This is a genomic window from Naasia sp. SYSU D00057 (assembly GCF_017916505.1).
In the GTDB taxonomy this organism is placed as follows: Bacteria; Actinomycetota; Actinomycetes; order Actinomycetales; family Microbacteriaceae; genus Naasia.
The window spans coordinates 203,517-228,841 of record NZ_JAFMSZ010000003.1 but is presented as its reverse complement, the minus strand read 5'-3'; the positions used below and the strand labels follow the sequence as shown (position 1 = coordinate 228,841).

General features: G+C 71.8%; 30 protein-coding genes, 3 tRNA genes and 1 riboswitch. Of the genes, 22 read left to right on the top strand and 11 right to left on the bottom strand.

Annotated features, from left to right (window positions below; genetic code table 11):
* Positions 1-24 precede the first annotated feature (24 nt).
* On the bottom strand, positions 25-1,104 hold the full coding sequence (locus J3P36_RS11615; RefSeq protein ID WP_210508247.1) for a hypothetical protein: 1,080 nt from the start codon (positions 1,102-1,104) through the stop codon (positions 25-27).
* 148 nt (positions 1,105-1,252) lie between these two features.
* Here J3P36_RS11615 and J3P36_RS11610 point away from each other — a divergent pair, with 148 nt between their 5' ends.
* The 5 genes from J3P36_RS11610 (at position 1,253) to J3P36_RS11590 (ending at position 5,115) form a co-directional block, all read left to right on the top strand.
* Complete coding sequence (locus J3P36_RS11610) at positions 1,253-2,386, top strand: nitronate monooxygenase family protein (RefSeq protein ID WP_210508245.1); 1,134 nt, start codon at positions 1,253-1,255, stop codon at positions 2,384-2,386.
* A 101-nt stretch (positions 2,387-2,487) separates the two neighbouring features.
* Complete coding sequence (locus J3P36_RS11605) at positions 2,488-3,288, top strand: amino acid ABC transporter substrate-binding protein (RefSeq protein ID WP_307807066.1); 801 nt, start codon at positions 2,488-2,490, stop codon at positions 3,286-3,288.
* Between the two features lie 87 nt (positions 3,289-3,375).
* Positions 3,376-4,044, top strand: a complete 669-nt coding sequence (locus tag J3P36_RS11600) for an amino acid ABC transporter permease (RefSeq protein ID WP_210508243.1) — start codon at positions 3,376-3,378, stop codon at positions 4,042-4,044.
* Complete coding sequence (locus J3P36_RS11595; protein WP_282595163.1) at positions 4,031-4,795, top strand: amino acid ABC transporter ATP-binding protein; 765 nt, start codon at positions 4,031-4,033, stop codon at positions 4,793-4,795. The genes J3P36_RS11600 and J3P36_RS11595 overlap by 14 nt, the downstream gene beginning before the upstream one ends.
* Positions 4,796-4,905: 110 nt before the next feature.
* Positions 4,906-5,115: a hypothetical protein gene (locus J3P36_RS11590; protein ID WP_210508241.1), complete on the top strand. Its 210-nt coding sequence runs from the start codon at positions 4,906-4,908 to the stop codon at positions 5,113-5,115.
* A gap of 20 nt (positions 5,116-5,135) precedes the next feature.
* On the opposite strand, the gene J3P36_RS11585 is transcribed toward J3P36_RS11590, so the two are convergent.
* A complete protein-coding gene (locus tag J3P36_RS11585; RefSeq protein WP_210508239.1) occupies positions 5,136-6,083 on the bottom strand; it encodes a DMT family transporter in 948 nt (315 codons plus the stop codon).
* 126 nt (positions 6,084-6,209) lie between these two features.
* On the opposite strand from J3P36_RS11585, the gene J3P36_RS11580 reads away from it, so the two are divergent.
* The 9 genes from J3P36_RS11580 (at position 6,210) to J3P36_RS11540 (ending at position 15,531) form a co-directional block, all read left to right on the top strand.
* On the top strand, positions 6,210-7,238 hold the full coding sequence (locus J3P36_RS11580) for a 6-phosphofructokinase (protein ID WP_210508237.1): 1,029 nt from the start codon (positions 6,210-6,212) through the stop codon (positions 7,236-7,238).
* 113 nt (positions 7,239-7,351) lie between these two features.
* Positions 7,352-8,041 (top strand): DUF3105 domain-containing protein, encoded by a 690-nt coding sequence (locus J3P36_RS11575; protein WP_210508235.1) that lies wholly within the window; start codon positions 7,352-7,354, stop codon positions 8,039-8,041.
* Positions 8,019-8,645 carry a DUF305 domain-containing protein gene (locus J3P36_RS11570; protein WP_210508233.1) on the top strand — a complete coding sequence of 209 codons (627 nt, stop codon included), beginning with the start codon at positions 8,019-8,021 and terminating at the stop codon, positions 8,643-8,645. Before J3P36_RS11575 ends, J3P36_RS11570 begins: the two co-directional genes overlap by 23 nt.
* Positions 8,646-8,717: 72 nt before the next feature.
* Complete coding sequence (locus J3P36_RS11565) at positions 8,718-9,725, top strand: permease (RefSeq protein ID WP_210508231.1); 1,008 nt, start codon at positions 8,718-8,720, stop codon at positions 9,723-9,725.
* Positions 9,718-10,479: a TIGR03943 family protein gene (locus J3P36_RS11560; protein ID WP_210508229.1), complete on the top strand. Its 762-nt coding sequence runs from the start codon at positions 9,718-9,720 to the stop codon at positions 10,477-10,479. The genes J3P36_RS11565 and J3P36_RS11560 overlap by 8 nt, the downstream gene beginning before the upstream one ends.
* A 4-nt stretch (positions 10,480-10,483) precedes the next feature.
* Entirely contained in the window at positions 10,484-11,902 is a 1,419-nt protein-coding gene (locus J3P36_RS11555; RefSeq protein ID WP_210508227.1) for a hypothetical protein, read from the top strand.
* Positions 11,903-12,133: 231 nt separating this feature from the next.
* Positions 12,134-12,931 (top strand): hypothetical protein, encoded by a 798-nt coding sequence (locus J3P36_RS11550; protein ID WP_210508225.1) that lies wholly within the window; start codon positions 12,134-12,136, stop codon positions 12,929-12,931.
* Positions 12,932-13,020: 89 nt separating this feature from the next.
* Entirely contained in the window at positions 13,021-14,361 is a 1,341-nt protein-coding gene (locus J3P36_RS11545; protein ID WP_210508223.1) for a hypothetical protein, read from the top strand.
* A 201-nt stretch (positions 14,362-14,562) separates the two neighbouring features.
* Positions 14,563-15,531, top strand: a complete 969-nt coding sequence (locus J3P36_RS11540) for a sigma-70 family RNA polymerase sigma factor (RefSeq protein WP_210508221.1) — start codon at positions 14,563-14,565, stop codon at positions 15,529-15,531.
* Here J3P36_RS11540 and J3P36_RS11535 read toward each other — a convergent pair.
* Positions 15,521-15,727, bottom strand: coding sequence for a hypothetical protein (locus J3P36_RS11535; protein ID WP_210508219.1), 207 nt, complete (start codon positions 15,725-15,727; stop codon positions 15,521-15,523). The two genes, J3P36_RS11540 and J3P36_RS11535, sit on opposite strands and share 11 nt — an antisense overlap.
* Before the next feature lie 169 nt (positions 15,728-15,896).
* Between J3P36_RS11535 and J3P36_RS11530 the strand changes: the two genes are divergently transcribed.
* From J3P36_RS11530 to J3P36_RS16910, 5 genes are all read left to right on the top strand, one after another.
* On the top strand, positions 15,897-16,445 hold the full coding sequence (locus J3P36_RS11530) for a dihydrofolate reductase family protein (protein WP_210508218.1): 549 nt from the start codon (positions 15,897-15,899) through the stop codon (positions 16,443-16,445).
* 38 nt (positions 16,446-16,483) lie between these two features.
* Entirely contained in the window at positions 16,484-16,786 is a 303-nt protein-coding gene (locus J3P36_RS11525; protein WP_210508217.1) for a DUF4287 domain-containing protein, read from the top strand.
* Complete coding sequence (locus tag J3P36_RS11520; protein ID WP_210508216.1) at positions 16,783-17,517, top strand: DUF998 domain-containing protein; 735 nt, start codon at positions 16,783-16,785, stop codon at positions 17,515-17,517. Before J3P36_RS11525 ends, J3P36_RS11520 begins: the two co-directional genes overlap by 4 nt.
* A gap of 47 nt (positions 17,518-17,564) precedes the next feature.
* Positions 17,565-17,765, top strand: coding sequence for an acetylxylan esterase (locus tag J3P36_RS16915; RefSeq protein ID WP_374100720.1), 201 nt, complete (start codon positions 17,565-17,567; stop codon positions 17,763-17,765).
* Between the two features lie 81 nt (positions 17,766-17,846).
* Positions 17,847-18,053, top strand: a complete 207-nt coding sequence (locus J3P36_RS16910) for an acetylxylan esterase (RefSeq protein ID WP_374100725.1) — start codon at positions 17,847-17,849, stop codon at positions 18,051-18,053.
* Between the two features lie 171 nt (positions 18,054-18,224).
* Here the strand turns inward: J3P36_RS16910 and J3P36_RS11510 are convergent.
* From J3P36_RS11510 to J3P36_RS11500, 3 genes are all read right to left on the bottom strand, one after another.
* A tRNA-Arg gene (locus J3P36_RS11510) sits at positions 18,225-18,297 on the bottom strand.
* 42 nt (positions 18,298-18,339) lie between these two features.
* Positions 18,340-18,430 (bottom strand) — tRNA-Ser (locus tag J3P36_RS11505).
* A gap of 209 nt (positions 18,431-18,639) precedes the next feature.
* Positions 18,640-19,968, bottom strand: a complete 1,329-nt coding sequence (locus tag J3P36_RS11500; RefSeq protein WP_210508215.1) for an LCP family protein — start codon at positions 19,966-19,968, stop codon at positions 18,640-18,642.
* Positions 19,969-20,484: 516 nt separating this feature from the next.
* Here J3P36_RS11500 and J3P36_RS16610 point away from each other — a divergent pair.
* Together J3P36_RS16610 and J3P36_RS11495 are read left to right on the top strand one after the other, a co-directional pair.
* Entirely contained in the window at positions 20,485-20,619 is a 135-nt protein-coding gene (locus J3P36_RS16610; protein ID WP_282595162.1) for a hypothetical protein, read from the top strand.
* 382 nt (positions 20,620-21,001) lie between these two features.
* Positions 21,002-21,065: riboswitch (guanidine-III (ykkC-III) riboswitch) on the top strand.
* A gap of 9 nt (positions 21,066-21,074) precedes the next feature.
* The gene (locus J3P36_RS11495; RefSeq protein WP_210508214.1) at positions 21,075-21,389 is read left to right on the top strand and encodes a multidrug efflux SMR transporter; all 315 of its coding nucleotides are present in this window, start codon (positions 21,075-21,077) and stop codon (positions 21,387-21,389) included.
* Positions 21,390-21,566: 177 nt separating this feature from the next.
* On the opposite strand, the gene J3P36_RS16390 is transcribed toward J3P36_RS11495, so the two are convergent.
* A complete protein-coding gene (locus J3P36_RS16390) occupies positions 21,567-22,103 on the bottom strand; it encodes a VanZ family protein (RefSeq protein WP_210508213.1) in 537 nt (178 codons plus the stop codon).
* A gap of 251 nt (positions 22,104-22,354) precedes the next feature.
* Between J3P36_RS16390 and J3P36_RS11485 the strand changes: the two genes are divergently transcribed.
* Complete coding sequence (locus J3P36_RS11485) at positions 22,355-22,537, top strand: hypothetical protein (RefSeq protein ID WP_210508211.1); 183 nt, start codon at positions 22,355-22,357, stop codon at positions 22,535-22,537.
* Between the two features lie 28 nt (positions 22,538-22,565).
* Here J3P36_RS11485 and J3P36_RS11480 read toward each other — a convergent pair whose 3' ends face one another.
* The 4 genes from J3P36_RS11480 to serS all read right to left on the bottom strand — a co-directional run bounded on the left by J3P36_RS11480 (position 22,566) and on the right by serS (position 25,251).
* Positions 22,566-22,859: a hypothetical protein gene (locus tag J3P36_RS11480; protein ID WP_210508208.1), complete on the bottom strand. Its 294-nt coding sequence runs from the start codon at positions 22,857-22,859 to the stop codon at positions 22,566-22,568.
* A gap of 154 nt (positions 22,860-23,013) precedes the next feature.
* Positions 23,014-23,098: transfer RNA gene (locus J3P36_RS11475), tRNA-Ser, on the bottom strand.
* Between the two features lie 60 nt (positions 23,099-23,158).
* A complete protein-coding gene (locus J3P36_RS11470) occupies positions 23,159-23,986 on the bottom strand; it encodes an HAD family hydrolase (protein ID WP_210508206.1) in 828 nt (275 codons plus the stop codon).
* Complete coding sequence (gene serS, locus J3P36_RS11465; protein WP_210508205.1) at positions 23,983-25,251, bottom strand: serine--tRNA ligase; 1,269 nt, start codon at positions 25,249-25,251, stop codon at positions 23,983-23,985. Before serS ends, J3P36_RS11470 begins: the two co-directional genes overlap by 4 nt.
* Positions 25,252-25,325 lie beyond the last annotated feature (74 nt).

Here is a 25,325-nt window from a genome sequence, read left to right as displayed (position 1 = left end):
GACGGACGCCCGTGATCGACGGGCCTAGATGCGCTCCAGCACGAGCACGTCGGGCCCGGCGGTGACGTAGACGACGTCGTTGAGCGGGTCCACCGCGGCGATACCGAACCAGGGGCCGGTCGCCTCCAGCGGGTCGAGGCGGGCGACCGTCTCGAGGGTGGCCGTCTCAAGGATGGTCAGCTCGCCGCCCTCACCACCGGTCACCCACACCAGGCCCCGCGAGGGGTCCGGCACGGCGGCGAACGGGCCGCGGCCGCCCACCTCCGCGCGGTCGATCACCTGGAGGGTGCGGCCGTCGACGAGCGCGACGGTGCCCTCCCCCTCCTCGGCCACCAGCACGATGCCCGCGGACTCGTCGACGGCGATCCGGCCGCCGCCGGCCTCCGCGGTGCCGAGCACGAGGAGTGTGGCCGTGTCGACGGCGGTGACGCTCGACCCGGTCACGTAGGCGATGCCCGTGCGCGCGTCGACCGTCACCCCGGCCGGGATCGCGCCGACGGAATGCCGGCGCACCACCTGGCGGCCGATCGTGTCGACCGCGAGGAGGGTGTCGTTGCCGCTCGCGGCGACGAACAGCAGGCCGCGGTCGCGGTCGAGGGCGACGTCGACCGGCCAGGCGCGCTCCCCCACGGGGATGGTGTCGACGACCTGCCGGGACGCGAGGTCGACGACGACCACCCGGCCATCGGAGGGAGTGTCGGCGTCGGCGGCGTAGAGCAGTCCGGCCGCCTCGTCGACGGCCAGCCCGAAGACCTGCGAGCCGACCGGGATCGCCGCCACCCTCCGCCGGGCGACGATGTCGATGATCGTCACCCATCCCCCGCGGTTGCTCACGTACATCAGCCCGGCCTCGGGCGCGATCGCCAGGTCGCTCGGGACGCCGCCCACGGGGATCCTCGCGAGAACCTCCGGGGTGCGATCCGCCGGCGCGCTCGGAGCGGACGTCGACGACACGTCGGCGGGGGACGGCGAGGTCGACGGACGCGATGCGGCGGTGGGGGAACGGGATGGCGGGGCCGGCACATCGCTCCCGACCTCGCAGCCGGTCAGCGTGACGGCGAGGAGCAGCGCAGGGACCGCGACGAGCCGCCGCATCCTGCGCATGACCCTCTCCCGCCTGTCGCGGTTCTCCGAGCGAGGGCTCCAGCCAACCGCACACCGGAGCGGTGCGCGACGGGCTTGCGCATCGGCTCGTCCCGTGCGGCCCGAGGAGGCGCGGCAGCGGCCGGCCGGTGCGGCTAGGGTCGGCGGCATGACGGCCTCCTGGCGCGAGAACCGACTGACCGACCGCCTGGGCATCGAGGTGCCGATCCTGTCCGGGGCGTTCGGCGGCCTCTCCTCGGTGGCGCTGACGGCAGCCGTGAGCGATGCGGGCGGACTCGGCGCGTACGGGCTCTACGGGTACGGCCCCGAGAGGATCGCCGCAACGGTCGCCGAGCTGCGCGCTGCCACCGCGGCGCCATTCCTGCTGAACCTGTGGGTGACCGACGAGGCGGAGGCCGCCCCGCCCGCCGCCGCCGTGGTCCGGGAAGCGGCGGAGAGGCTCGCGCCCTTCTATGCCGAGCTCGGCATAGAACTTCCGGATCCGCCCACTCGGCTCCTGCCCTCGTTCGAGGAGCAGGTCGAGGCCGTGGTCGCGGTCCGTCCCGCCGCGGTCGGCTTCGTGTTCGGCCTGCCGGACGCGGCGTCCCTCGCCCGGCTGCGCGAGGCCGGCATCGCGGTCCTCGGCACCGCCACCACCGTCGAGGAGGCGCTCGGACTCGACGCGGCCGGTGTGGACGCGATCATCGCGAGCGGCGCAGAGGCCGGCGGCCACCGCGTGTCCTTCCTGCGTCCGGCCGAGGAGTCCCTCGTCGGCACCATCGCACTCGTCCCGCAGATCGTCGACGCCGTGTCGGTGCCCGTCGTCGCGGCCGGCGGCATCGCGGACGGGCGCGGGATCGCGGCCGCGGTCATGCTCGGCGCGGAGGGCGTGCAGGTCGGCAGCGCGTTCCTCGCCACCCGGCAGTCCGCCGCATCCGACGGCTACCGGCAGGCGATCGCCTCCTACCGCTCACGCACGACGGTGCTCACGCGGGCGTCGAGCGGCCGTCTCGCCCGCGGCATCCCGAACCGGCTCACCGCCGAGGCGGGCGCCGACCCGGCGCCGTTCCCGCTGCAGAACTGGCTCACCGGCGCCGTCCGCCGCGCGGCCGCCGAGCGCGACGAGACCGAGCTGATCGCGCTCTGGTGCGGACAGGCCGGCCCGCTGGCGGAGGTCACCGACGCCGACGCACTGCTCCGCCGCCTCGTCGAGCAGACGGACCGGCTCCTCTCCGACTCCAGCACCGACGGCCCGGGAGGCGGGCGATCGACCGGAAACGGGGGCGCGAGCCGCAGGACGTAACACCGGGAAGGAATGCACCGGCCGCTTGTTACGTTCGAATCCAATCGGGCCCTGTTTCCGTCGGCCCGATCACAGCAGCCACACTCTGGGAGCACATTTCCGTGAAGCACCGCCTGTCCGCCTTCGCCCTCCTCGCCGCCGGCACGATCGCCCTGGCCGGCTGCTCGACCGGGAGCGACTCCAGCGACGCAGCCGAGGGCGACGCCCTCGCGCAGGTGCAGGAGGCCGGCGAGATCGTCTTCGGCACCGAGGGCACCTACCGTCCCTTCTCCTTCCACGAGGACGGCTCCGGCGACCTCGTCGGCTACGACGTCGAGATCGCTCAGGCCGTCGCCGAGAAGCTCGGCGTCGAGGCCAAGTTCGAGGAGACCCAGTGGGACGCGATCTTCGCGGGCCTCGACGCGGGCCGCTTCGACGCGATCGCGAACCAGGTCTCCATCACCCCTCAGCGTGAGGCGGACTACCTCTTCTCCGAGCCGTACACCGTCTCGCAGGGCGTCATCGTGACCGTCGAGAGCAGCGACATCGCCTCGTTCGAGGACCTGGCCGGCAAGACGACCGCGCAGTCGCTCACCAGCAACTGGCGCGAGCTCGCGGAGGAGAGCGGCGCCACGGTCGAGGGCGTCGAGGGCTGGGCGCAGGCCGTCGCCCTCGTGCAGCAGGGCCGCGTCGACGCGACCATCAACGACGAGCTCACCTGGCTCGACTACAAGACCACCGAGGGAGCGAACGGCCTCAAGGTCGCCGCGACCACCGAGGACAGCTCGAAGCAGGCGTTCGCGTTCGGCCAGGACAGCGAGACGCTGGTCGACGCCGTGAACGACGCCCTCGCCGAGCTGCGCGAGGACGGCACGCTCGCCGAGATCAGCGACAAGTACTTCGGGGACGATGTCACCGAGTAGTTCCCGCCGAGTTGCCGCTTTCCGCCCCTCCCCGAGCCGGAGCAGGGCGGAGAGCGGCGACTCGACAACCGAGGGGACGGCGAGGCGATGACGTCTGAGGAGCTCTCCCTGGTCTTCGAGTCGCTCGGGCCGATCGCGCTCGGCGCGATCGTCGGCACCATCCCGCTCGCGCTCGCCTCGTTCGCACTCGGCCTCGTGATCGCCGTGCTGATCGCGCTGATGCGACTCTCGAAGATCGGCATCGTGTCCGGTATCGCCCGGGTCTACATCTCCCTCGTCCGCGGCACCCCGCTGCTCGTGCAGCTGTTCGTGATCTTCTACGGCCTGCCCTCGATCGGCCTCGTCGTCGACCCGTGGCCGAGCGCGATCGCCGCCTTCTCGATCAACGTCGGCGGCTACGCGGCCGAGATCGTCCGGGCCGCGATCCTCTCCGTGCCGAAGGGGCAGTGGGAGGCGGCGCACGTCGTGGGCATGTCGAACCGGGTCGCGCTGCGGCGGATCATCCTTCCCCAGGCGGCCCGCGTGTCCGTGCCGCCGCTGTCGAACACGTTCATCAGCCTGGTCAAGGACACCTCGCTCGCGTCCCTCATCCTCGTCAGCGAGCTGTTCCGGGCGACCCAGGAGATCGCGGCCTTCAGCGGCGAGTTCATGATCCTCTACCTCGAGGCGGCCCTCGTCTACTGGGTGATCTGCCTCGCCCTGTCGGCGGCGCAGAACCGGCTCGAGAAGCGATTGGACCGCTATGTCGCGCACTGATCCGCTGCTGACCGTCCGCGCGCTCGCGAAGAGCTTCGGCGCCAATCAGGTGCTCAAGTCGGTCGACCTGGACGTGCCGGCCGGCACTGTGACGACGCTGATCGGCCCCTCCGGCTCCGGCAAGACCACCCTCCTCAGGTGCCTCAACGGCCTCGAGGTCCCCGACGCCGGCACGGTCGCCGTCACCGGCGGGCCCACGGTCGACTTCGGCGGCACGGTCCCGAAGCGCACACTCGGCGAGCTGCGCGACTGCTCAGCCATGGTGTTCCAGCACTACAACCTGTTCCCGCACATGACGGTGCTCGAGAACGTGATCGAGGGGCCCGTCATCGTGCAGAAGCGCCCCGCCCAGGAGGCGATCGCCGACGCCACGAAGCTGCTCGAGCGGGTGGGCCTCGCCGCCAAGCGCGACGACTACCCCTTCTCGCTCTCGGGCGGCCAGCAGCAGCGCGTCGGCATCGTCCGCGCGCTCGCCCTGAAGCCGAAGCTGCTCCTCTTCGACGAGCCGACGTCGGCGCTCGATCCCGAGCTCGTCGGCGAGGTCCTCTCTCTGATGAAGCAGCTCGCGGGCGAGGGCTGGACGATGGTGGTCGCCACCCACGAGCTGCAGTTCGCGCGCGAGGTCGCGAACCAGGTCGTGTTCATGGACGGCGGCGTCATCGTGGAGCGCGGCGCTCCGGCTCAGGTGCTCGGCTCCCCTCGGGAGGAGCGCACCCGCCGCTTCGTGCAGCGGCTCACCCACCCGATGTAGCGCGGCGCCCGGTATCGGGTGCTGCCGAGACGCCACTCTCCGCCCCTATCTCGCCGGAATGAGGGCATCGACTGGCATCTCGAGGGGCGGATACGGCGGATACTGGGCGGATGAGCGGACCGGCACCGACGTCACCCCTCGCGCGGGTCCTCCGGTGGGAGGACGCGGGCGGCACCTGGCGTCGCGAGACCGGCGGCGCGGAGCAGGCGTCGGTCGTGCTGTGCCGCTGCGACGGCGGCGAGGAGGTCGAGCGCATCGTCTCCTCGGACCCGGAGCTCCTCGCCTTCCTCGACGGCGTCCCCGCCGACGACGAGCGCTGACGCCGGGACGTCGAGAAGCCCTACCCCTCGGACCGCTCCGCGAGCGGGACCGAGGCGCTGCCGGCGGTCGCCTCGGTCGGGGCGGACGGGTCCCCCGGCGGCTCCGGCGGCTTCCGGCGGCGGGTGACGAGCAGCGAGCCCGCGAGCACGAGCGCGAAGCCGACGATCGTCCAGACCGTCACCCGCTCGCCGAGCACGAGCGCGCCGGCGACGATGGCGACCGCCGGGTTCACGTAGGTGATGGTGGTCGTGCGGACGGGCCCGATCTCGGCGATGAGCGCGAACATGATGAGGAAGGCCGCCGCGCTGCAGACGACCGCGAGCGTGACGATCGAGAGGATCGCGGCCGCCGACGGCATCACGGTGGGCCAGCCGCCGGCGAGCGGCACGATCGGCACGTAGATCAGCGCGCTGAGCACGAGCGACACCGCGACCACGCCGGTGCCCGGCAGGTCGGACATCCAGCGGACGAGGATGGCGGGCCCGACCGCGTAGCCGACCACCACGACCGCGATCTCGGCGACGCCGATCAGGTCGGATCCGGCGACGTCGAGGCCGACGAGCGCCGCGACCCCGAGCATCCCGAGGAGGACGCCGGCCCAGTTGCCGAGGGAGAACCGCTCCGGCCGGCCGAACAGGAACGCGACGAAGACCCCGACGAGCGGCACCGCGGCGAGGAGCAGCCCCGCTGTCGAACTCGGCAGCCGCTGCTCCGCGGAGCTGAGGAAGTACCAGGGCAGGACGATCTCGACCACCGTGTACGCGAGCAGCGGCCGCCACCGGCGCAGCACGGGCAGCACCTGCTTGCGGGCGAGCGCGAGCGGGAGCAGGACGAGGCCGCCGAGCGCGCTGCGGCCGAAGACGACCACGGCGGGATCGAGCTCGGTGACCGCGACCTTGATGAGCAGGTACGGGATGCCCCACGCGATCCCCAGGGCGGCGAACAGGACGACGGCGCGGGGACTCACCGCGCGATCCTCCCACGTGCGACCGACGTGCGCGCGACGCCCGCACGCGGGCACTCGCGGCCATCAGGAGCAGACGCGAGAATGCACGAGGAGCGGCCGAGACGCGGCCACCGGAAGGGCGGACGCGTGAAGGTCGGCATCCTCACCTCGGGCGGCGACTGCCCGGGGCTCAACGCGGTCATCCGAGGCGCGGTGCTCGTCGGCGACCGCCAGCACGACGCCGAGTTCGTCGGCTTCCGATGGGGCTGGCGCGGCCTCGTCGAGAACGACTGGATGCCGATCGACCGGCACACGGTGCGCGGCCTCGCCCGCCAGGGCGGCACCATCCTCGGCTCGTCGCGCACGAACCCGTTCGAGGGACCGCACGGCGGCCCCGACAAGATCCGCGCCGTGCTCGATCAGCACGGGCTCGACGCGGTCATCGCGATCGGCGGCGAAGGTACCCTGACGGCAGCGCTCCGGCTCTCCGACGCGGGCATCCCGATCATCGGCGTGCCGAAGACGATCGACAACGACCTCGCCGCCACCGACTACGCGTTCGGCTTCGACACCGCGGTGGAGATCGCGACCGAGGCAATCGACCGGGTCCGCACGACGGCCGAGTCGCACCGGCGCTGCATCATCGTCGAGGTGATGGGCCGGCACGTGGGCTGGATCGCCCTGCACTCCGGCATGGCGGGCGGGGCGCACGCGATCCTCATCCCGGAGCAGCCCGAATCGATCGAGACGATCTGCGACTGGGCGACGCGCGTCATCGATCGCATGCGCGCGCCGGTCATCGTCGTGTCGGAGGGCTTCCGCCTCACCGGGATGGAGCAGGCGCACTCGCACAAGGGCCTCGACGCCTTCAACCGCCCGCGACTGGGCGGCATCGCCGAGATGCTCGCTCCGATGGTGGAGGAGCGCACCGGTATCGAGTCGCGGGCGGTCACCCTCGGCCACATGCAGCGCGGCGGAGTGCCGAGCGCCTACGACCGGGTGCTCGCCACCCGGCTCGGCATGCACGCGATCGCCGCGGTCGCTCGGGAGGACTGGGGGAAGATGGTCGCCCTGCGCGGCCGGGACATCGTCACCGTCCCCATCTCCGAGGCGACCTCCGCGCTCAACACGGTCCCCCTCAGCCGGTACGAGGAGGCGGCGATGCTGTTCGGCTGAGCTCCGGCCGTTCCGCACTCAGCGATCACGGACAGCCCGGCCGCTATCCTTTGGTTGACACGACAACCACTCTGGCCGCACCTGCCCGCCGGCCATCACGGACAGGAACCTCCATGCCGTCGTCCGATCCCGGATCGAAGAACTCGACGCCCGCCAAGCTCTCGGTGAAGGAGCAGCGCGCGGCCGATCGCGCCGCCAAGCTCGAGAAGTTCCGCAAGGAGCAGGCGCGCAAGAAGCGGAACCGCCGCATCGGCATCGCCGCGGCCATCACCGGCGGCGTCGCCATCATCGCCCTGCTCGTCGTCTCCTTCGTGCTCGCGCCGAAGCCCGCGAGCTACACGGCCGGCAGCGACGGCGCCGACATCCCGGGCGTGGAGACCTTCACGAACACCGCGGCCCACGTCACCACCCCGGTGACCTACGCCCAGACCCCGCCCGCCGGCGGCGAGCACAACCCGGCCTGGCTCAACTGCGGCGTGTACTCGGAGTCGGTGCCGAACGAGTACGCCGTCCACTCGCTCGAACACGGCGCGGTCTGGATCACCTACGACCCCTCCGCCGTCAGCGATGAGGAGGTCGAGACCCTCCGCTCCTTGATGCCGTCTCGGCACGCCGTCCTCTCGCCCTTCGAGGGCATGGGCACTCCCATCGCCGTCTCCGGCTGGAACACCCAGCTGAAGCTCGACTCGGTCGATCGCGACGCGATCAGCGCCTTCTTCGAGGAGTACTGGCTGAGCGAGAACGTGCCGGAGCCGGGCGCTCCGTGCACCGGAGGGATCGATGGCCCCGGCAAGGTCTCCTGAGCGACGCCTCCGGCTGGTCCTCCTCGCACTCGTCGCGATCGCGGCGGTCGCGCTTCCGGCGTTCGCGATCGGCCGGATCAGCGTACTGCTCGCTTCGGACCCGAGCACCACGAGCGCGGAGGCCGGCTACGCCCGCGACATGCAGACCCATCACGACCAGGGCGTCGAGATGGCGATGATCGTCCGCGACCTCACCGACGACGAGGCGGTCCGCCTGCTCGCCTACGACATCGCGCGGACGCAGGGGCAGCAGTCCGGCCAGCTGTACGGATGGCTCACCCAGTGGGGCCTCCCTCAGGCCGCGCCCGGGCCGCCGATGGCGTGGATGGCGGAGGACGGGCACGCCCACGGCGCCGACGGCGCCCCGATGCCGGGACTCGCGACGCCGCAGCAGCTCGACGAGCTGCGGGCCGCCTCGGGGGTCGAGGCGGAGCGGGTGTTCCTCCGCCTGATGATCGCCCACCACCAGGGCGCCGTCGAGATGAGCGAAGCGGTGCTCGCGCGGACCGGGAACCCCACGGTCGAGGACTTCGCGAGCTCAGTCGTCGCGAGCCAGCAGTCGGAGACCGACCTGATGGAGGAGATGCTGGCCGCCCGCTCCTGACCGGGTCGTCCGCCACGACATGCGGGCTCCGCCCGGTCAGCCGCGCGCAGGATGCGCCCGTAGCCTGAACCGGTGAGCACGCTGACCCGCGGACGCAGCCGCGCGCGGACGGGAACCGTCATCGCCGCGGCGCTCCTGCTCGCCGCCGTCGCGGTGCGGCTGCTCTCGCCCGCCTCCTCGGACGCGCTGCCCGAGGCGCTGAGCGACTTCGTCACGCTGACCCTGAGCGTCATCATCGAGTCGGTGCCGTTCGTGTTCCTCGGCATCCTCATCTCGATCGTCGTGCAGCTGTGGGTGCCGGAACGGCTGCTGCATCGGGTGCTCCCCCGCAACCCGGCGGCGCGCCGCCTCACCATCTCGGTGCTCGGCATCCTCCTGCCGGTCTGCGAGTGCGGGAACGTCCCGCTCGCGCGCGGGCTGATGATGCGCGGACTGAGCGTCTCCGAGTCGGTGACGTTCCTGCTGGCCGCGCCGATCCTCAACCCGGTCACGATCGTCACCACCTACCAGGTGTTCGGCTGGGAGGACGGGATCCTCCTCGCCCGCATCCTCGGCGCGCTCGTCATCGCGAACCTCGTCGGCTGGCTGTTCAGCCACGCGCCCCAGCAGGAGCAGCTCCTCACCCCCGGCTTCCGGGCGTCGTGCGCGGCGCCGCATCCACACGACCACGGGCGCACGCCCCGGATGCTCGAGGCGCTGTCGCTCTTCCGCTCCGAGACGACGGCGATCATGCCCGCCCTCTTCGTGGGGTCCGCGATCGCGGGGCTCATCCAGGTCGCCGCGACCCGCGACCTCCTCGTGACGCTCGGCAGCGACCCGATCTGGTCGGTGCTCGCCCTGATGGCCCTGGCGTTCGTGGTGGCCCTCTGCTCGAACGTGGACGCCTTCTTCATCCTCGCGCTCGGGTCGACCTTCATGCCCGGATCGATCGTCGCGTTCCTGGTGTTCGGGCCGATGATCGACGTGAAGATGCTCGCCCTGCTGCGCACCACGTTCACGACGCGCACGCTCGTCACCCTCACCGCGCTCGTCGCCCTCTCCGCCGCAGCGCTAGGCCTGGGGGTGAACCTCGTTGCTTGACACCCTCGCCGCGCGCTGGACGGGACTCGCGCTCGCCCTGCTGACCGTGGTCGGCACACTCTGGCTGGCGCTCACGGGCGATCTCGACCTCTACGTGCACCCGCGCTATTTCGGCTTCACGATCACGATGGCGGTCGTCGGCGGCCTCCTCGCGGTCGCGGCGGTGCTCTTCCTGCCGGGGCACCCGCTCGGCGAGGACGCGCACGACGCCGAGGAGGTGACCGAGTCGACGGCCCGCTCGCCGTTCGCCACGGCCGGCAGGGTGGTCATCGTGGCCGCGGCGACCGTCGCCCTCCTCGTGCTGTCCCCCGCCACCCTCTCCTCCCGCGTCGCGGGAACCCGCGAGCTCAATGCGGCCTCCGCCACCGGCGACGCGGTACAGCCGCTCGAGCTGGCCGGCGCTGACGGCACCGGCTTCAGCGTGAAGGACTGGGCGGGACTGCTGCGGCAGAACCTGCCGGAGAGCTTCTTCGCCGGCAAGACCGCGGACGTCACCGGCTTCGTGCTCGACGCCGAGTCCGAGGACACCTTCTACCTGTCCCGCTACCTGATCACGCACTGCGCGATCGACGCTCAGCCGGTGGGGATCCCCGTGCACTGGCCGGGCTGGCAGGACGAGGTCGAGCCCGGCGGCTGGCTGTCGATCTCCGGCGCGTTCGGGGCGAACGAGGATCCTCTCGTCGACTCCAGCGTCGTCCTGACGCCGGACGCGACGGAGCAGGTCGAGCAGCCGGACGACCCGTATGTCTACTGAGCGCATGTCCACTGAGCGGGCGAGGGCGGATGCGGGCCGCGGCGCGCGCCGTCGGCAGGTCCGGTACACCCGGATGCTGGCCGGCACCGTCGTCACCCTGGCGGTGGTGGTCGTCGCCCTCACGCTCGCGAACGCGCTGCAGGGGCCGCGCCTCGCCGACGTCACCGTCGACCCGTCGGCGCTCGTGTCGCGGCCCGAGCAGTCCCTCGTCCTCCGCGCCTCTCAGCGGCTCGCCCCGGTCGAGGCCGCGGACGTCCGCGTCGAGCCGGCCGCCCCGCACCGCGTCACGAGCGACGAGTCGGGCGTGACCATCACGTTCGACGGGATGCTGCCCTACGCCACCCGGTACACCGTCACGGTCGACGCCGCCACCGCCGCAACGGGCGTCACCTCGGAGCTGGTCGCCGACTTCACCACGGCCGACGCCGACGTCTTCGCCCTCGTCCGCAACGGCGCGACCGGCGCCGACGACCTCATCACCCGGCGGGCGCTCTCGGACGGGGAGTCCGCGCAGGTGCTCGCCCTGCCCGGCATCCAGGAGTACGCCGTCGCCGGAAGTCACCTCGCCGCCGCCACAGTGGCAGCGGACGGCACGAACTCCCTCGTCACCGCGCCCGCCGCGGGCGGCGGGCCGACCAGTCCCGTAGGCCTGCCCACCACGGGCACCGTGACGCGCCTGCACGGCTCCGGCGTCACCGAGCTGTTCGGGTTCCTCTTCACTCCCCCGGCGGGCACCCCGGAGCGGCAGACGACACTCTTCGTCCACGATCCCACCGCCGGCTCTCCCATCAGCCGGCCCGTGCTCGGTCCCGACGGGCAGCCGCTCGACGTGCTCGACTGGATCTTCGTGCCCGACACCACCTCCGTCGTCGCGCAGGCCTCCGACCTCAACCTCTACCTGATCGACACGATGGTGTCGGCCGCAGTCGTGCCCCTCGGTCAGCACCAGGAGCTGCGCGGCTTCATCCCCGGAACCCGCTCCCTCGTGGTGGCCGACGCCAACGGCTCGACGGCGATCGACGTCGGGACCGGGGAGTCGACGCTGCTCGAGCTGCCGCCCGACTTCTCGCAGCCGGATGACTACCCGGGCGAGGTGATCGTGCTCGGGCCGGACGAGTACCTCGAGATCCTCATGACGCCGGACTACACGCCGGGCGCGACCCGGCTGAACCCGCGCGTCGTCCACGTCGGCACCGAGGGCGCCCGGGTCGTGTACGAGCCGGTCGCCGAGGAGACCGAGATCCGGTCGATGTGCGTCTCCCCGAACGGACACCACCTCGCCGTGGAGCTGGTCGACGGCGACCCGTCACCGGACGGCTACCCCAACGTGCCCGCGTCGATCGGCATGTCGACGGTGATCCTCGACATCGCCACCGGAGCGACGGTGGGCGGCATGAACGGCTTCCTGCCGAGCTGGTGCTGACCGCCCGGATGGTCGATCGAAGCCGTCGGACGGGTCGGCTTCCGGTCGTTCGCCCCCACGCGGAGCGCATCGCTCCCGACGCATACGGGCCCTGCTGCATTCCGCTTCGGGAAACAAGGTCGGGACCGGAGGGGTAGACAAACCGTTCTGCGGGGGCATATCTTTCCCGGACACGCGGAACACCGGGGGGTGAGAGCAGTGGACGCAGGGGCCGAGGGGTACACGAGGCGGGTGCTGCGCCTGCTCCTGTGCGCCCTCGCCCTGTCCGGAGCCTGGGCCTTGGCCGCGATGATCCTCGGCTCCACCGCGGCCACGGCCTCCGAGAACCCGACTGCCGACACGGACTCGGGCGCGATTCTCGCGGTCCCGGTCGTCGAGGACGCGCTCGTGCCCGCGTTGGACGCCACGACGGGAGCAGTGCCCCTCGTCGCCGACGCCCTCGCCGCCGGCGACGCCCTCGGCAGCGTCGAGGCGGTCGCCGACGCGGTCCCCGCGGTCGTGCAGCCCGTGGTCGCGGCGGTTCCCCCCGTCGAGCACCTCCTCGACGAGACCGTTCCCGCGGTGCTCACGGACGTCCGCGACCTACCCACCGAGGTGCTGCCCACCCCGCTCCCGCTTCCCGCTCAGCCCTCCTCTCCGTCGGTCCCGTCGGCCGGGGGCGGCATGACGGCCGCGTCGGCACCGGAAGCGGCGCCGAACACCTCGACGGTGCCGGAGGCCGCGGCTGCGCTCTCCGTCGTCGACGGCCCTGTGCGCCCGGCTCCGGCAGCCGGCTCCGCTGCTGCTCCCGCACCCGTCGCGGTCGCCGTCCCCACTTCGGCGCCCCTGAACGAGTCGCCCGTGGCCCCGCTGACCGAGGGCGCTCCCGCGCCCACCCAGGGGGCGGGCCAGTCGACCCCGCAGCCCGCGCTCCACGCCGCTCTTCCTCCGACCCTGCCGCCCGCCCTCGCCGGCGCAGCGATCCGCTTCCGCTCCGTCGCTACGGTCCTTCCGGACCCCGCCGGCGACCTCTCCTCCTCTCCCGACTGACGGCCCTGCCGAGCGCCTCGCGCTCGGACGCGCTGCCCGCCTCCGGCGGGCCAATCCCATCAGTCGAAAGAGAAGCAGGAGACATGACCATGTCGAGAATCGGATACCGAGGACTGCTCTTCGTCCTCGTGACGGGCGGCCTCAGCGTCGCCGGAGTGTCGGCGGCGACCGCCGCCGAGACGGACGGATCGCACAGCGTCGGCGGCGGCAATCAGCTGCTCCCGATGGTCAGCGCGCCCGTCGACGTCGTCGACAACGCCGTCGCCGTCCTCGGTAACGCCACCACGACGGCGGCCACCGGCGGCTCGTCCACCGGCGGAGCCGGTCCCGTCGGCTCCGGCCCGACCACGGACGGGACCGGCAGCGTCCTGGGCGGCAACCAGATCGCCCCGGTCGTCAGCGTGCCGATCACCGTCTCGGGCAACAGCGTCAGCGTGCTCGGGGACGCCGACGCCGGATCCGCCCCTGCCGGAACGGCTCAGCCGGTTCCCCCGACCGGGACCGCCGCGGAGACCGACGGCTCCGGGAGCCTGGCGGGCGGCAATCAGATCGCGCCGAACCTGGCCTCCCCCGTTTCCGTCGGCGGCAACGCCGTCAGCGTGCTCGGGGACGCGACCGCCGAGCAGGGGCAGGCAGCCCCCGCGGGCACCGCACCGACCGGACACGACCTCACCACCGACGGACGGGGGAGCCTCCTCGGGGGCAACCAGGTCGCGCCTGACCTGCGCATCCCCGTCACGGTCGCCGGCAACGCCCTCGGCATCCTCCGCGACGCGGAGGCTCGTCCGGTGCGCGTCGTACCGGGCACGTCGCACGCCGCGACTCCTGGCGCTGCGACCTCGGACGGGCGCGGAAGCCTCCTCGGCGGCAACCAGCTCCTGCCGGTCCTGCACGCTCCTCTGACGATCGCCGGCAACGGCATCGGCCTGCTCGGTGCCGCTCCGTCCGTGCTGCCGCACCCGCCCCTGCACGGCGGCGGGCTCGGCATCGACGTCGGGACGGTCGGCTCCCCGACCATCCCGGGCGCGCCGACCTCGCCAGGCTCCCCGACCACGCCCGGCGCCCCGGCCACCCCGGGTGCACCGGTCGACGGCCGCCCCGGTTCCGCGGTTCCGCCTTTCGGGATCCGCGGCGACGCGGTGGTGGTCGTCGGTGTCGAAGCGGGCATGGGTGCGGGGAGCAGCGTCACGAACGGCGCCGCCTGCTACTCCGGAACCGTCGGCGGCGGGGCGCCGCCGGTGACTCCGCGTGAGTCATCGCACCACGGCTCCGGCGCCGGGTCGGACGACGCCGCCGCGTGCACGATGGAGCACGCGTCGACGACCGCGCCGATTCCGGGAAGTTCGACGACCGGCGTCCTGTCCCTCGCCCTGGGTGTGCTCCTCACCCTGGCCGGGGCTGCGCTGGTCCTGCGGAAGCGGATGAGCTAGCTGCAGCTCTCCGCGGTGCACGCGGCGGCTTCGGGTGCCGCCGCGTGCACCAGGAGTGCGGTGGGTTCGGGTCCCACCGCACTCCCGGGGTGTGGCGGGTCCGGGGGGATACCGCCACACCCCCTCTCCTCGTTGAGCGAAGGGCGGCCGGCCGGCGTCGTCGGGCGCCGGCCGCGCTGTGCCTCCCCCTACGATGTGGCCATGGAGCAGACCGTGGGCGGCGTCGTCGAGGAGGCCGCCCGGTACCGGCGCGAGCTGACGGCGCACTGCTACCGCATGCTCGGCTCGTCGGCGGAGGCCGAGGACGCCGTCCAGGAGACGATGCTGCGCGCCTGGCAGGGCGAGCGCGGGTTCGAGGGCCGGGCGTCGCTCAAGTCGTGGCTGTACCGCATTGCGACCAACGTGTGCATCGACATGACGCGCTCCGCTCAACGTCGGGCGCTGCCGATGGACCTCACCGGACCGGGGGCGGTGACCGAGGTCACCGACATCGGGTCTCCCATGGAGTCGACGCGGTGGATCGAGCCGGTGCCTGATGGGAAGGTGCTTCCCGACTCGGCCGACCCCGCGGACATCGCGGTGCAGCGAGAGACGGTCCGGCTCGCATTCGTGACGGCGCTCGCCCACCTGCCCGCCCAGCAGCGGGCGGTGCTGCTGCTCCGGGAGGTGCTGCAGTGGTCGGCGGCCGAGACGGCCGAGCTGCTCGGCGTCAGCGTCGACGCCGTCACGAGCTCGCTCGCGAGGGCGCGCTCGACCATGCGGCAGCGGGAGGCCACGCAGCCCGGCCGCCCACTCGACGACGGCGACCGCACGCTGCTCGACGACTACGTCTCCGCCTTCGAGGCCTACGACGTGCAGGCGCTCGTCGGGCTGCTGCAGCAGGATGCGGCGTTCACCATGCCGCCCTTCGCCTTCTGGCTGCGGGGCGCGGACCAGATCGAGCAGTGGTGGAACGGGCCCGGCACCGTGTGCCGCGGCTCGAAGGTGCTGCCCACCCGCGCGAACGGCGGCCCGGCCGTGGCCGTCTACCACCCGGTCAGCGCGGACCGGTGGGAGCCGTTCGCGATCCACCTGCTCGAGGTGCGGGACGGTCGCATTGCCGCGATCCACCACTTCCTCGATACGACGCTGTTCGGCGCGTTCGGGCTCCCCGACGCCCTCAGCGCCTGACGTCGCCCAGGTCGCCGAGCCCGGTGAGCGCGAGCAGCGCGACGACCTCGGGCGGGCCGTCGACCTCGAGGCGGCGACCTCGCCGCCGCTCCACGAGCGATCGGCCGAGCACATGCGCGAGGACGCCGGAGGCAGGAGCACCGGCGGGCGCGCACAGGAGCACGCGCTCGAGAAGGGTGCCCGCTGCGTCGCGCACCGAGCAGTGCACCACCAGCTCTCCGGGCCCAGGACGGCTCACACCATCACGACGGATCGGCGGCCCCGAACTGGTCGGCGGAAAAAGATCGGATCCGGCCGACCAGTTCCGCGGACGGCCTCCGTCGTAAGTGTGACCGCACTTCCCGACCGAACGAAGGAACCCCCCGATGCGCAAGATCGTCTCCAACTTCTTCATCAGCCTCGACGGCGTCGTGGAGGCGCCCCACGAGTGGCACTTCCCCTACTTCAGCGACGAGATGGGCGCCGCCGTCGACGCCGGCATGGGGTCGGCGACCGCGATGCTGCTCGGGCGCAAGGGCTACGACGAGTGGGCGGCCTTCTGGCCGAACCAGGACGCGGACGACCCGTTCGCCGCCCAGCTCAACGGGGTGGAGAAGTACGTGCTCACCAGCCGGCCGCTCGAGGAGCCGGTGTGGACGAACTCGACGGCGGTCACCGACGATGTCGCCGAGCGGATCCGCGCTCTGAAGGAGCAGGGCGAGGGGGACATCGCCATGTCCGGCTCGGCCACCACCGTCCGCTGGCTGCTCGCGGAGGGTCTCCTCGACGAGCTCAACCTGCTCGTGCACCCGCTCGCCGTCGGCCGCGGACAGCGCCTGTTCGAGGACGGCGACTCGGCGAATCTTGAGCTCGAGTCGAGCGAGACGCTGCCGAACGGTGTCCTGCATCTCCGCTACCGGCCCGCCGCCGCCTGACCCCCGACCCGTCCCCCGAATCCGACCAGGAGCATTTCATGTCCTTCCAGGCATATCTCGACGCGCTCGAGAAGAAGACCGGCAAGACGCCCGCCGAGCTGCTCGACGAGGCCGCCGAGCGCGGCTACGACTCGGGCACGAAGGCCGCCGTGATCGTCGAGTGGCTCGCCACCGACTACGGCGTCGGCCGCGGCCACGCGATGGCGTTCTTCTCCGTCCTCAAGAACGGCACTCAGATCAGCGACAAGCACGTCGGCAGCACCGGAGCGCACCGCGACGAGTCGGCGACACTGCGCGTCGACGGCATCGCCAACCGCGACCGGACGGAGGCGGACCGATGAGCGCGACCGGGATCCGGCCGACGGGCCCGTCGGGGAGCCCGCTGGTGGGTCGCGGCGACGCCGACCGCTTCGCCGCCGTCACCCGCTCCCTCCTCGGCTACGGAGTGGTCGCCGGACCGTTCTACGTCGGGGTCGGCCTCGTCCAGGCGGCGCTGCGCGACGGCTTCGACCTCACCCGGCATGACCTTAGTCTGCTCGCGAACGGCGCCTTCGGCTGGGTGCAGATCGCGAACCTCGTCCTCACCGGGCTGATGACCATCGCGGCGGCGGTCGGCATGGCTCGGTCGCTCCGCGTGCTCGGTCGCGGTCCCGGCTCGGCGTGGTGCCCGCGGCTGCTCGCCGGCTATGGGATGGGACTCGTCGGTGCGGGGGTCTTCGTCGCCGACCCGATGAACGGCTTCCCCCGGGGCACTCCGGATGGACCGCCCGCCGAGGCCACGATCGGCGGACTCGGCCACCTCGTCTTCGGCGCGTTCGGGTTCGCCTGCCTCATCGCCGCGTGCCTCGTCCTCGCCCGCCACTACCGCGCTCAGGATCGGGGCGGCATGGCGTGGTTCTCCCGCATCACCGGCGTCGTGTTCCTGGTCGCGTTCGTCGGCATCGCGAGCGGCTCCGCCTCGCCCGCGGTGGTGGTGGGCTTCTGGGCCGCGGTCATCCTGGCCTGGACCTGGCTCGCGGTGGTCTCGATCGACCTGTACCGGCGAACGCCGCTGCTCACGCCGGTGCACTGAGCGGCCGCCCGAGCGACCGAGCGCGGTGTGAGCACCGAACGCGGGTCGTGACGACGAGCGCGGTGCAGGTACGGCCCGCGCTCGTCGGTTCGACCCGCGCTCGAAAGGAGAGGCACCGCGCTCAGCGCCGGGCACCGCTGCCGGCGGTGGTGGAGTTCATCGGCTACACCGGTGGGCGAGGGTACCCCCACGAGCGGCTGGCCTGGCCGGCAGCAGGATTCGCGCACGTAGTCATGGACACGCGCTGACAGGGCAGCCAAGGCGGGCATGGGGTCACCGCGGACCCGGCGGGCTCAGGGCCCTCCGTCTCCGGGTTCCTCACACGCGGGATCGGGTCGCCCCTCGTTCCCGCTCTGTTCTCCGCCGGTCTGATGGACGACGTGTGCCCGCCCTCGACGGTGTTCGCAGCACACAACTGGTACGGAGGTCCGCGGGAGATCGACGTGTACCCGTTCAACGGTCACGAAGGGGGCGGTCCGGCCCGGTTCCCGCGGCAGGTCGAGTGGCTGCTGAAGCGTCTGGTGGCCCTCGAGTAGGCACTCATCCACCGACGGTCAGCAGCGGCCCGCCTCTCGGAACGGAACACGCTCTCGGCCCCCCCGATGGGAGCGGGCGCAGGGGCCATCCCTGCAAGGACCTTCTCGACCAACCGGCCGCCGAAACGCGAGAAGGGCACCAGCTCTCGCTGATGCCCTTCTCGCTTTCTGCGCGCCCGGAGGGACTCGAACCCCCAACCTTCTGATCCGTAGTCAGATGCTCTATCCGTTGAGCTACGGGCGCAGTCTTGTGGCCGCCTGCAGATCCTGGGATCTGTGACGATCGCGGAGACGGTGGGATTTGAACCCACGGAGGGGTCTAAACCCCTCTCCACCTTAGCAGGGTGGTGCACTCGACCGGACTATGCGACGTCTCCAGTGGCCTCAGCAAGCATAGCCGAGCCGAGAGGCACCTCGTGACCACCTGGGCCATCCGGCCGAAAAACCGCTCGAAACCACCTCGAACCCGCATCTCGCAACGGTACGGACAATCCGCAACCGCACACCCTTGCGATCTGTCCGTCCCGTTGCGGCGGAGAGCGGAGCGGGCAGAACCCCGAGCCGGCGCCGGTGCCGACGCCGGCCGCTACTGGTCGGCGAGGGCGCGACCCACCGAGCAGGTCTCCTGCGCGGCGGACTGCCCGAGCACGCCCGAGGGCAGCTCGACGACGCCCGGGTCGGTGGGCGTGGGAGTCGGGGTGGTGGCCTCCCCCTCGACGGGCGTCTCGGCCGGGGTCTCCTCGACGGGCGCCTCGGTCGCGGGCGCCTCGGTCGCGGGCGTCTCGGTTCCCGGGGCGGCGACGGAGCCGCTGCGCTGGTCGGGGTTCGGAGCCGCGAGGGCCAGCGCCTGGTCGTTCATGATCGCCGTCATGAGCAGCTCGGCCGACTCGTCGCTCGGGTAGAGGCCGCCGTCGCCGTCGACGCTGTAGGTCGGGTACTGGACGAACGCGATCTTCGCCAGGTCGATCGGCTGCAGCGCCTTCGCGATCTGCACCATCGTGTCGACGCTCTTCAGCGAGTCGGAGAAGGTCATGTTGCGCACGGCCGCGCCGGCGAGCCCGTAGAGCTTCGTGATGTCGGTGAGCGTGTCCGCGCTCTTCACCTTGCGGACGAGCGACGAGAGGAACACCTGCTGGGAGCTGATGCGGGTGATGTCGCTGCCGTCGCCGACGCCGTAGCGCGTGCGGAGGAACTTGAGGGCGTCCATGCCCTGCAGCTCGTGGGTGCCTGCGTCGAGCGTCAGCTCGGTGTGGGTGTCCTCGATCTTCTGCGCCACGCAGACCGGCACGCCGCCGATCGCGTTCGACATCTCGATCACGCCGTCGAAGCTGATCATCGCCGCGAACGGGATGCTGAGGCCCGTGAAGCCCTCGACCGTCTTCACGGCGCAGGCGAGACCGCCCTTCGCGGAACCGCCGCCGAACTCGAGCGCGGTGTTGATCTTCTGCTGACGGTAGGGGCCCTGGACGTTGCCCTCGCCGTCGTCGCATTCGGGGATCGGGACGTAGAGGTCGCGGGGGAAGCTCACGGCGACGGCGTTCGTGTGGTCCTGCGAGATGTGCAGCAGGATGTTGACGTCGTTGAGCTCGCTCTCCGGGTCCTCCCCGTAGCTGTAGGTCGAGTTCGCACGGCTGTCGCTGCCGATGAGCAGCATGTTGACGCCGCCATCGATGGCGCTGATCTCGGGCATCGGGCCGATCTCCGACTCGTTGCCGAGATGCACCGTCTTCACCTGGCGGCTGAGGTCCCAGGCGGCGATGCCGGCGACCGACAGCGTGCTGACGACGACGACCGTCATCGCGATTCCGAGGAACTTCAGCAGCGCCAGCGCGGGGTTCGGCTTCCGGAGCCGGCCATGCCGAGCCAGGGGGCGCACCGGGGAGGGACGGGCGGAACGTCGGCTGGTGCCGCTCATCGGACTCCCTTCGGGGCGCAGGCGGGGAGGAGGACGGTTGGATTCTGCTCCCGGTTCCCCCGGAGCGACAGCGGCATCCTCCCCCGACCCGCTTGAATCCGACTGACAACGAGAGTAGGGGACGCTTCCTGGGTTTCGCCGGATCTCGAGCGGACCGGCGTTCGCATCCGCGCCGCCGAGCACGAGCGACTCGGCTCGGCTCCTGCACACGGTGGCCGCGCACGTCAAGGTGGTTCCCGCGAGGAGGCCGACCGTCCAGGCTCTGTTCATGGACCAGCTCATCGATGTAGCAGTCCGCGACTGCCCCACCTGCACGGAGCCGATGCTCGCCCTCGAGGGTCAGTGGTGGTGCCTTCCCTGCCAGGATTCCCTCCGGGCCGAATAGCCTCGCGGACCCGCGTCCCCGGGGGCGCGGCAGCCGCTCCGGCGCGCCATCGCGCCGCTGGCCCCGCCTGCGCACCGGCCGATCAGCGGCAGTTCACCTCGCGTTCGCGGCGGCCCTGTATCAAGTCGATCATGTTGACAGCACTCCTGATCGCGGCCTGGCCGGTCGGATCGGTCGTCCTCGGCGTCGCGCTCGGCGCGGCCGCCCGCCGCATCCGCCGTCCGCACGGCGCGCACGGCGTCCCCGGCTACTCCCTCGCGGCGTAGCCTCCCCTCCCCCCGGCACCGGCTTCGTCGCCGGTGCCTTTCTCGTGTGCGGCGTCCCCACGCGTGTTCGCCCGATCGCGGGAGAGGTCTCGCGGAACGACGAAGCCCCCTCTGCGGCCGGGTGTCTCCGCGAGGGGGCTGGTCGTTCAGCGAGGAGGCGTGCCGGTGTGGGGAGCACCTCGGGTGGCCGCTTCCCGGACTCGTTGGGGGCCGAATCGGGATCTCCGTGCTGTACCTGTTCAGCATGCCGTGTCCGCACTATGGAGGACAAGCTCTGTCCCTCACCCAATTCGGGGGCCTGGCGGCGGGCGGCCGGATCTGACAGGCCCTGTGCACCCGGCCGCCCCGGTTGCCGGTCGTTGCGAGCCGTGAGACGGTGGAAGCCGAGCCGGTCAACGGCTCCCGGACGAGGGTGCCGTACCCGGTGTGCGACAAGACGGCCTGTGGAGGCTGTCATGTCCTGGTTCGTTCTCGTGCTGTCCGGCGCCATGGAGGCGGTGTGGGCCACCGCTCTCGGCAAGTCCGAGGGCTTCACCCGCGTCGGGCCGTCGATGGTGTTCGTCGTCGGCCTGGTGCTCAGCATGGCAGGCCTCGCCTGGGCGATGCGCGACCTGCCGATCGGCACCGCCTATGCCGTCTGGGTGGGAATCGGCGCCGTGCTGACCGTGGTGTACGCGATGGTCACGGGCGAGGAGCCCACCTCGGCGCTCAAGGTGCTGTTCCTCGCGATGATCGTCGGCGGAGTCGTCGGGTTGAAGGTCCTCCACTGACCCCGGCGCGCTAGGCGGGTCTCTCGAGCAGGGGGACGGAACCCGCACCTGCCCGAGAGCCCGTGGAGCCGGTGTCCGCTGCGCGGAGCGGAGTTGACCCGGCGATGCCCGCGACGGTACTCGCCGCCCGATGAGGCCTGAAGTAGACCGATCTGTCTGGGGCGGGGCGCACGTGCGCTAGCGGTGACCGGCCGTCTGCACGTCCGGATTCCCCTGCTGCGCGGACCCTGCGGCGCGCCCGTCTCGGCGCCTCACGATGGCCAGCGCGGCGAGGGCGAGCACCGCGCCGATGGACGCGCCGATCGTGTTGCAGAGCCAGTCGTTCGTGTCGCACGAGCGTCCGATGCCAGGCACCACCGCCTGAAAGGCCTCGAGGAGCGCGGAGAGCCCGCTGGCCGCGGCGAGGACGAGCAGGGGACGCCGCGTCCCGACACCGGCGAGCAGGACGGGCACCACGAAGAGCACGACGTTGGCGAACAGCTCGACCCGGCCCGGGGTGGGAAGGGACCACTGCACGGCGCAGAACTCGTACAGCTCCCGCTGCACCGGGACGAGCGTGAGGGCGGCGACGGGCAGCAGCGACAGCGCCGCGAGCCCGAGGGCGAGCCGCGGACGACCGACGAGCCAGACCCCGACAACCGGCCCGAGGACGACGACCACGACCAGGGCCGTGGGGGTGAGCCACGGGTTCGCGAGCAGCACGTCCGTGATCACCGGTCCACCCTCCCATGTGACGACGATGACCTCCGCCGGCACGGCAGCGGATGGCCGAGGGAGTGTGCACAGCGATCCGCCCCGGCGTCAATCCCCTCGGTTGGCGAAGTGCACGGGACTATCGTTCCGGTACGGCAGGCGAGGGACGCGGCAGTCCGATTCCGCGTCTGTCGAGTACCAGCTCACGCGGTTCGCGAGCACTCCCTCGTCGGGTGCCGCGTGCAGGCCGATCTCGATCGAGCGGAAGCGTCATGCCCGAATTCCTCCTCGTCTACGACCGCAACACGGGCGCGGGTCGCGTGACGCGCTTCGAGGAGACGCGGGACGAGCGCAGCCGCGTCTCTCGGATCGCTCTCGAGGCTCTGGCCGGGCCGAATGAGGAGGTCGTGCTGCTGCAGGCGGACTCGAGCGACTCGATCCGCGTTACTCGGTAGCCGCACGACAGCCGTCGGCGATGCCGATTCAGTAGTCGATGAAGTCGAGGCTCGTGAAGGACCGGGCGCCGGTCGGGGGGTCGAAGGGGTACCGCGCATCGCCGTCGTCGCGGATGTCGGCCTCGACCTGCTCCTGCTCCATGACGACGGTCACGCCGGCGGTTATCAGGGCGGACACCACGCGGTTGCCCACCTCCATGAAGCTCACGAAGCCGGCACCCGCCTTCGCGGCCCTCACGATCTCCTCTTTGAGCTTCTCGGGGTCGTGATTCTGGGCGAGGTAGAACGTCACGTCGTGGATGCGGACACTGGTGCGCAGCATGACTTTCCCTTCAGCTGCTGAACCTCCGCAGCCTCAATCCGCCGAGACTACGCCTACGCGCAGGGCTGTTCAACTTGGGCGGGCGAGCTCTGAAAACGCTCCCAGGTTGAGCCATGGGAGCGTGGTCAGCGCCTTGCCGGGACGTGCGTCGCAGCGGAGGGCGTGGGATTCGAACCCACGGGACATCTCTGCCCACTGGTTTTCAAGACCAGCTCCATCGGCCGCTCGGACAGCCCTCCATGCCCGAGCCGCAGGGGCCGGACCCGGCCGAGTCTACCGAGCGGGCGCGAGTGCACCGGCTACGGGATGGTGGAGAGCACCTTCTGCAGGCCGTCCTCGGCCACCGAGGTGGTGAGCTCCGTCGCCGCCTCGCGGACGTCGGCGGGCGCCTGCCCCATCGCGACCCCGCGCCCCGCCTCGCCGGCCCAGCGCAGCATCTCAATGTCGTTGCGGCCGTCGCCCACCGCGACGAGGCTGCGGCGCGGAGCGCCGAGCGCCTCGCGCACCCGCTCCAGCGCGGTCGCCTTGTTGACGCCGTCCGGAGCGATGTCGAGCCAGGCCGTCCAACCCACCGTGTAGCTCACCCGGTGCAGGCCCATCCGCTCGACGATGCCGAGGAACTCCTCGACGCCGTGATCCGGCGAGATGACGACAACGCGGGTGGCGCGGGTGTGCAGCAGCTTGTCGAAGTCGACCCGCTCGCTGGAGTGGCCGAGCGCGCCCTTCGGGAAGTCCCCGGTGTAGCGGTAGAAGCCGGTCTCGTCCTCGACCGCGTAGCGACCGCCGGAGAGGTGCGTCCGCACCGTGGTGAGCACGTGCGTGGGGTCGAACGTCTCGACGAACTGGCGGCGGTAGCCGTGCGGCGCCATCGGGTCGCGGCGCAGCGTGATGGCGCCGTTGCAGCAGACCACGTACTCGGGCGAGATCTTCAGCTGCTCCACCACCGGCAGCGTCGACGCGACCGAACGGCCGGTCGCGAGCATCACCTCGTGCCCCGCGTCCGCGAGGCGGCGGACTTCGGCGGACACCGGGTCGCTGATGACCCCGTCCTCGTGCAGCACGGTGCCGTCGATGTCGAGGGCGACCAGCTTGCGGCCGTCCTGCCAGCCGTTCGGGCGGGCGCTCATCGGCGGGCCGTCGGCTGCAGCACCTCGAGGCCGCCCAGGTAGGGCCGCAGCGCCTCGGGCACGAGGACGGAGCCGTCCTCCTGCTGGTGGGTCTCGAGCAGGGCGACGATCCAGCGCGTGGTGGCCAGCGTGCCGTTGAGGGTCGCGACCGGGCTCGTGCCGTGCTCGCCGCGCGAGCGGATGCCGAGGCGGCGGGCCTGGAACGTCGTGCAGTTCGACGTCGAGGTGAGCTCGCGGTACGCGCCCTGCGTCGGCACCCACGCCTCCACATCGAACTTGCGGGCGGCGCTGCTGCCGAGGTCGCCCGCGGCGACGTCGATCACCCGGTAGCTGAGCCCCAGCGACTGGAGCATGCCCTCCTGCCAGCCGACCAGCCGGTCGTGCTCCGCCTCCGCCTGGTCCGGCGTCGTGTAGACGAACATCTCCAGCTTGTTGAACTGGTGCACCCGGATGATGCCGCGGGTGTCCCTGCCATAGGAGCCGGCCTCGCGGCGGTAGCACGTGGACCAGCCGGCGTAGCGGAGGGGCCCGTCCGACAGGTCGAGGATCTCGTTGGAGTGCAGCCCCGCAAGCGGCACCTCGCTCGTGCCGACGAGGTAGAGCTCGTCGGCGGGCAGGTAGTACACCTCGTCGGCGTGCTCACCGAGGAAGCCGGTGCCCTCCATGATCTCGGGCTTCACGAGCGTCGGCGGGATGACCGGGGTGAAGCCAGCCTCGAGCGCACGGTCGAGGCCGAGCTGCATGATCGCGAGCTCGAGCCGGGCGCCGAGGCCCTTCAGGAAGTAGAACCGGGCGCCGGAGACCTTCGCGCCGCGCGCCATGTCGATCGCGTCGAGACCCTCGGCGAGCGCAAGGTGGTCCTTCGGTTCGAACCCGAACTCGCGCCGCTCGCCGACCTCGCGCAGCACGACGAAGTCGTCCTCGCCGCCGGCCGGGACGCCGTCGAGGACGACGTTCTGAATCATCCGCGTGAGGTCGGAGAAGTGCTTCTCGGCGTCGCCGGCCGCGTTCTGCGCGGACTTCACGCCCGCCGCGAGCTCCTGCGCCTGGGCGACGAGGGCCTGCTTCTCCTCCTTGGGCGCGGCCGCGACCCGCTTGCCGAGCGCGTTCTGCTCGGCGCGGAGCCGCTCGAACTCGGAGATCGCCGCCCGCCGTGCCGACTCCGCCTCGATGGCCTGGTCGACGACGTTCACGGACGCGCCCCGCGACTGCTGGGACCGGCGGATGGCGTCGGGATCATCGCGCAGAAGCTGGGGATCGATCACGCCGTAAAGCCTACTGGCGGCGATCCTGCCGCCCTTCCCGTCAACCCCGGCGCTCGAAGCGCACGCCGCCGCTA

Coding starts and splice junctions, on each gene's coding strand:
- J3P36_RS11480 (WP_210508208.1), bottom strand. CDS start 22,859: ATGCTGCGCACCAGTGTCCGCATCCACGACGTGACGTTCTACCTCGCC.
- J3P36_RS11610 (WP_210508245.1), top strand. CDS start 1,253: ATGACGGCCTCCTGGCGCGAGAACCGACTGACCGACCGCCTGGGCATC.
- J3P36_RS11615 (WP_210508247.1), bottom strand. CDS start 1,104: ATGCGCAGGATGCGGCGGCTCGTCGCGGTCCCTGCGCTGCTCCTCGCC.
- J3P36_RS11595 (WP_282595163.1), top strand. CDS start 4,031: ATGTCGCGCACTGATCCGCTGCTGACCGTCCGCGCGCTCGCGAAGAGC.
- J3P36_RS11540 (WP_210508221.1), top strand. CDS start 14,563: ATGGAGCAGACCGTGGGCGGCGTCGTCGAGGAGGCCGCCCGGTACCGG.
- J3P36_RS11520 (WP_210508216.1), top strand. CDS start 16,783: ATGAGCGCGACCGGGATCCGGCCGACGGGCCCGTCGGGGAGCCCGCTG.
- J3P36_RS11555 (WP_210508227.1), top strand. CDS start 10,484: ATGTCCACTGAGCGGGCGAGGGCGGATGCGGGCCGCGGCGCGCGCCGT.
- J3P36_RS11525 (WP_210508217.1), top strand. CDS start 16,484: ATGTCCTTCCAGGCATATCTCGACGCGCTCGAGAAGAAGACCGGCAAG.
- J3P36_RS11500 (WP_210508215.1), bottom strand. CDS start 19,968: ATGAGCGGCACCAGCCGACGTTCCGCCCGTCCCTCCCCGGTGCGCCCC.
- J3P36_RS11495 (WP_210508214.1), top strand. CDS start 21,075: ATGTCCTGGTTCGTTCTCGTGCTGTCCGGCGCCATGGAGGCGGTGTGG.
- J3P36_RS11530 (WP_210508218.1), top strand. CDS start 15,897: ATGCGCAAGATCGTCTCCAACTTCTTCATCAGCCTCGACGGCGTCGTG.
- J3P36_RS11600 (WP_210508243.1), top strand. CDS start 3,376: ATGACGTCTGAGGAGCTCTCCCTGGTCTTCGAGTCGCTCGGGCCGATC.
- J3P36_RS11590 (WP_210508241.1), top strand. CDS start 4,906: ATGAGCGGACCGGCACCGACGTCACCCCTCGCGCGGGTCCTCCGGTGG.
- J3P36_RS11575 (WP_210508235.1), top strand. CDS start 7,352: ATGCCGTCGTCCGATCCCGGATCGAAGAACTCGACGCCCGCCAAGCTC.
- J3P36_RS11470 (WP_210508206.1), bottom strand. CDS start 23,986: ATGAGCGCCCGCCCGAACGGCTGGCAGGACGGCCGCAAGCTGGTCGCC.
- J3P36_RS16610 (WP_282595162.1), top strand. CDS start 20,485: ATGTTGACAGCACTCCTGATCGCGGCCTGGCCGGTCGGATCGGTCGTC.
- J3P36_RS11570 (WP_210508233.1), top strand. CDS start 8,019: ATGGCCCCGGCAAGGTCTCCTGAGCGACGCCTCCGGCTGGTCCTCCTC.
- J3P36_RS11485 (WP_210508211.1), top strand. CDS start 22,355: ATGCCCGAATTCCTCCTCGTCTACGACCGCAACACGGGCGCGGGTCGC.
- J3P36_RS11545 (WP_210508223.1), top strand. CDS start 13,021: ATGTCGAGAATCGGATACCGAGGACTGCTCTTCGTCCTCGTGACGGGC.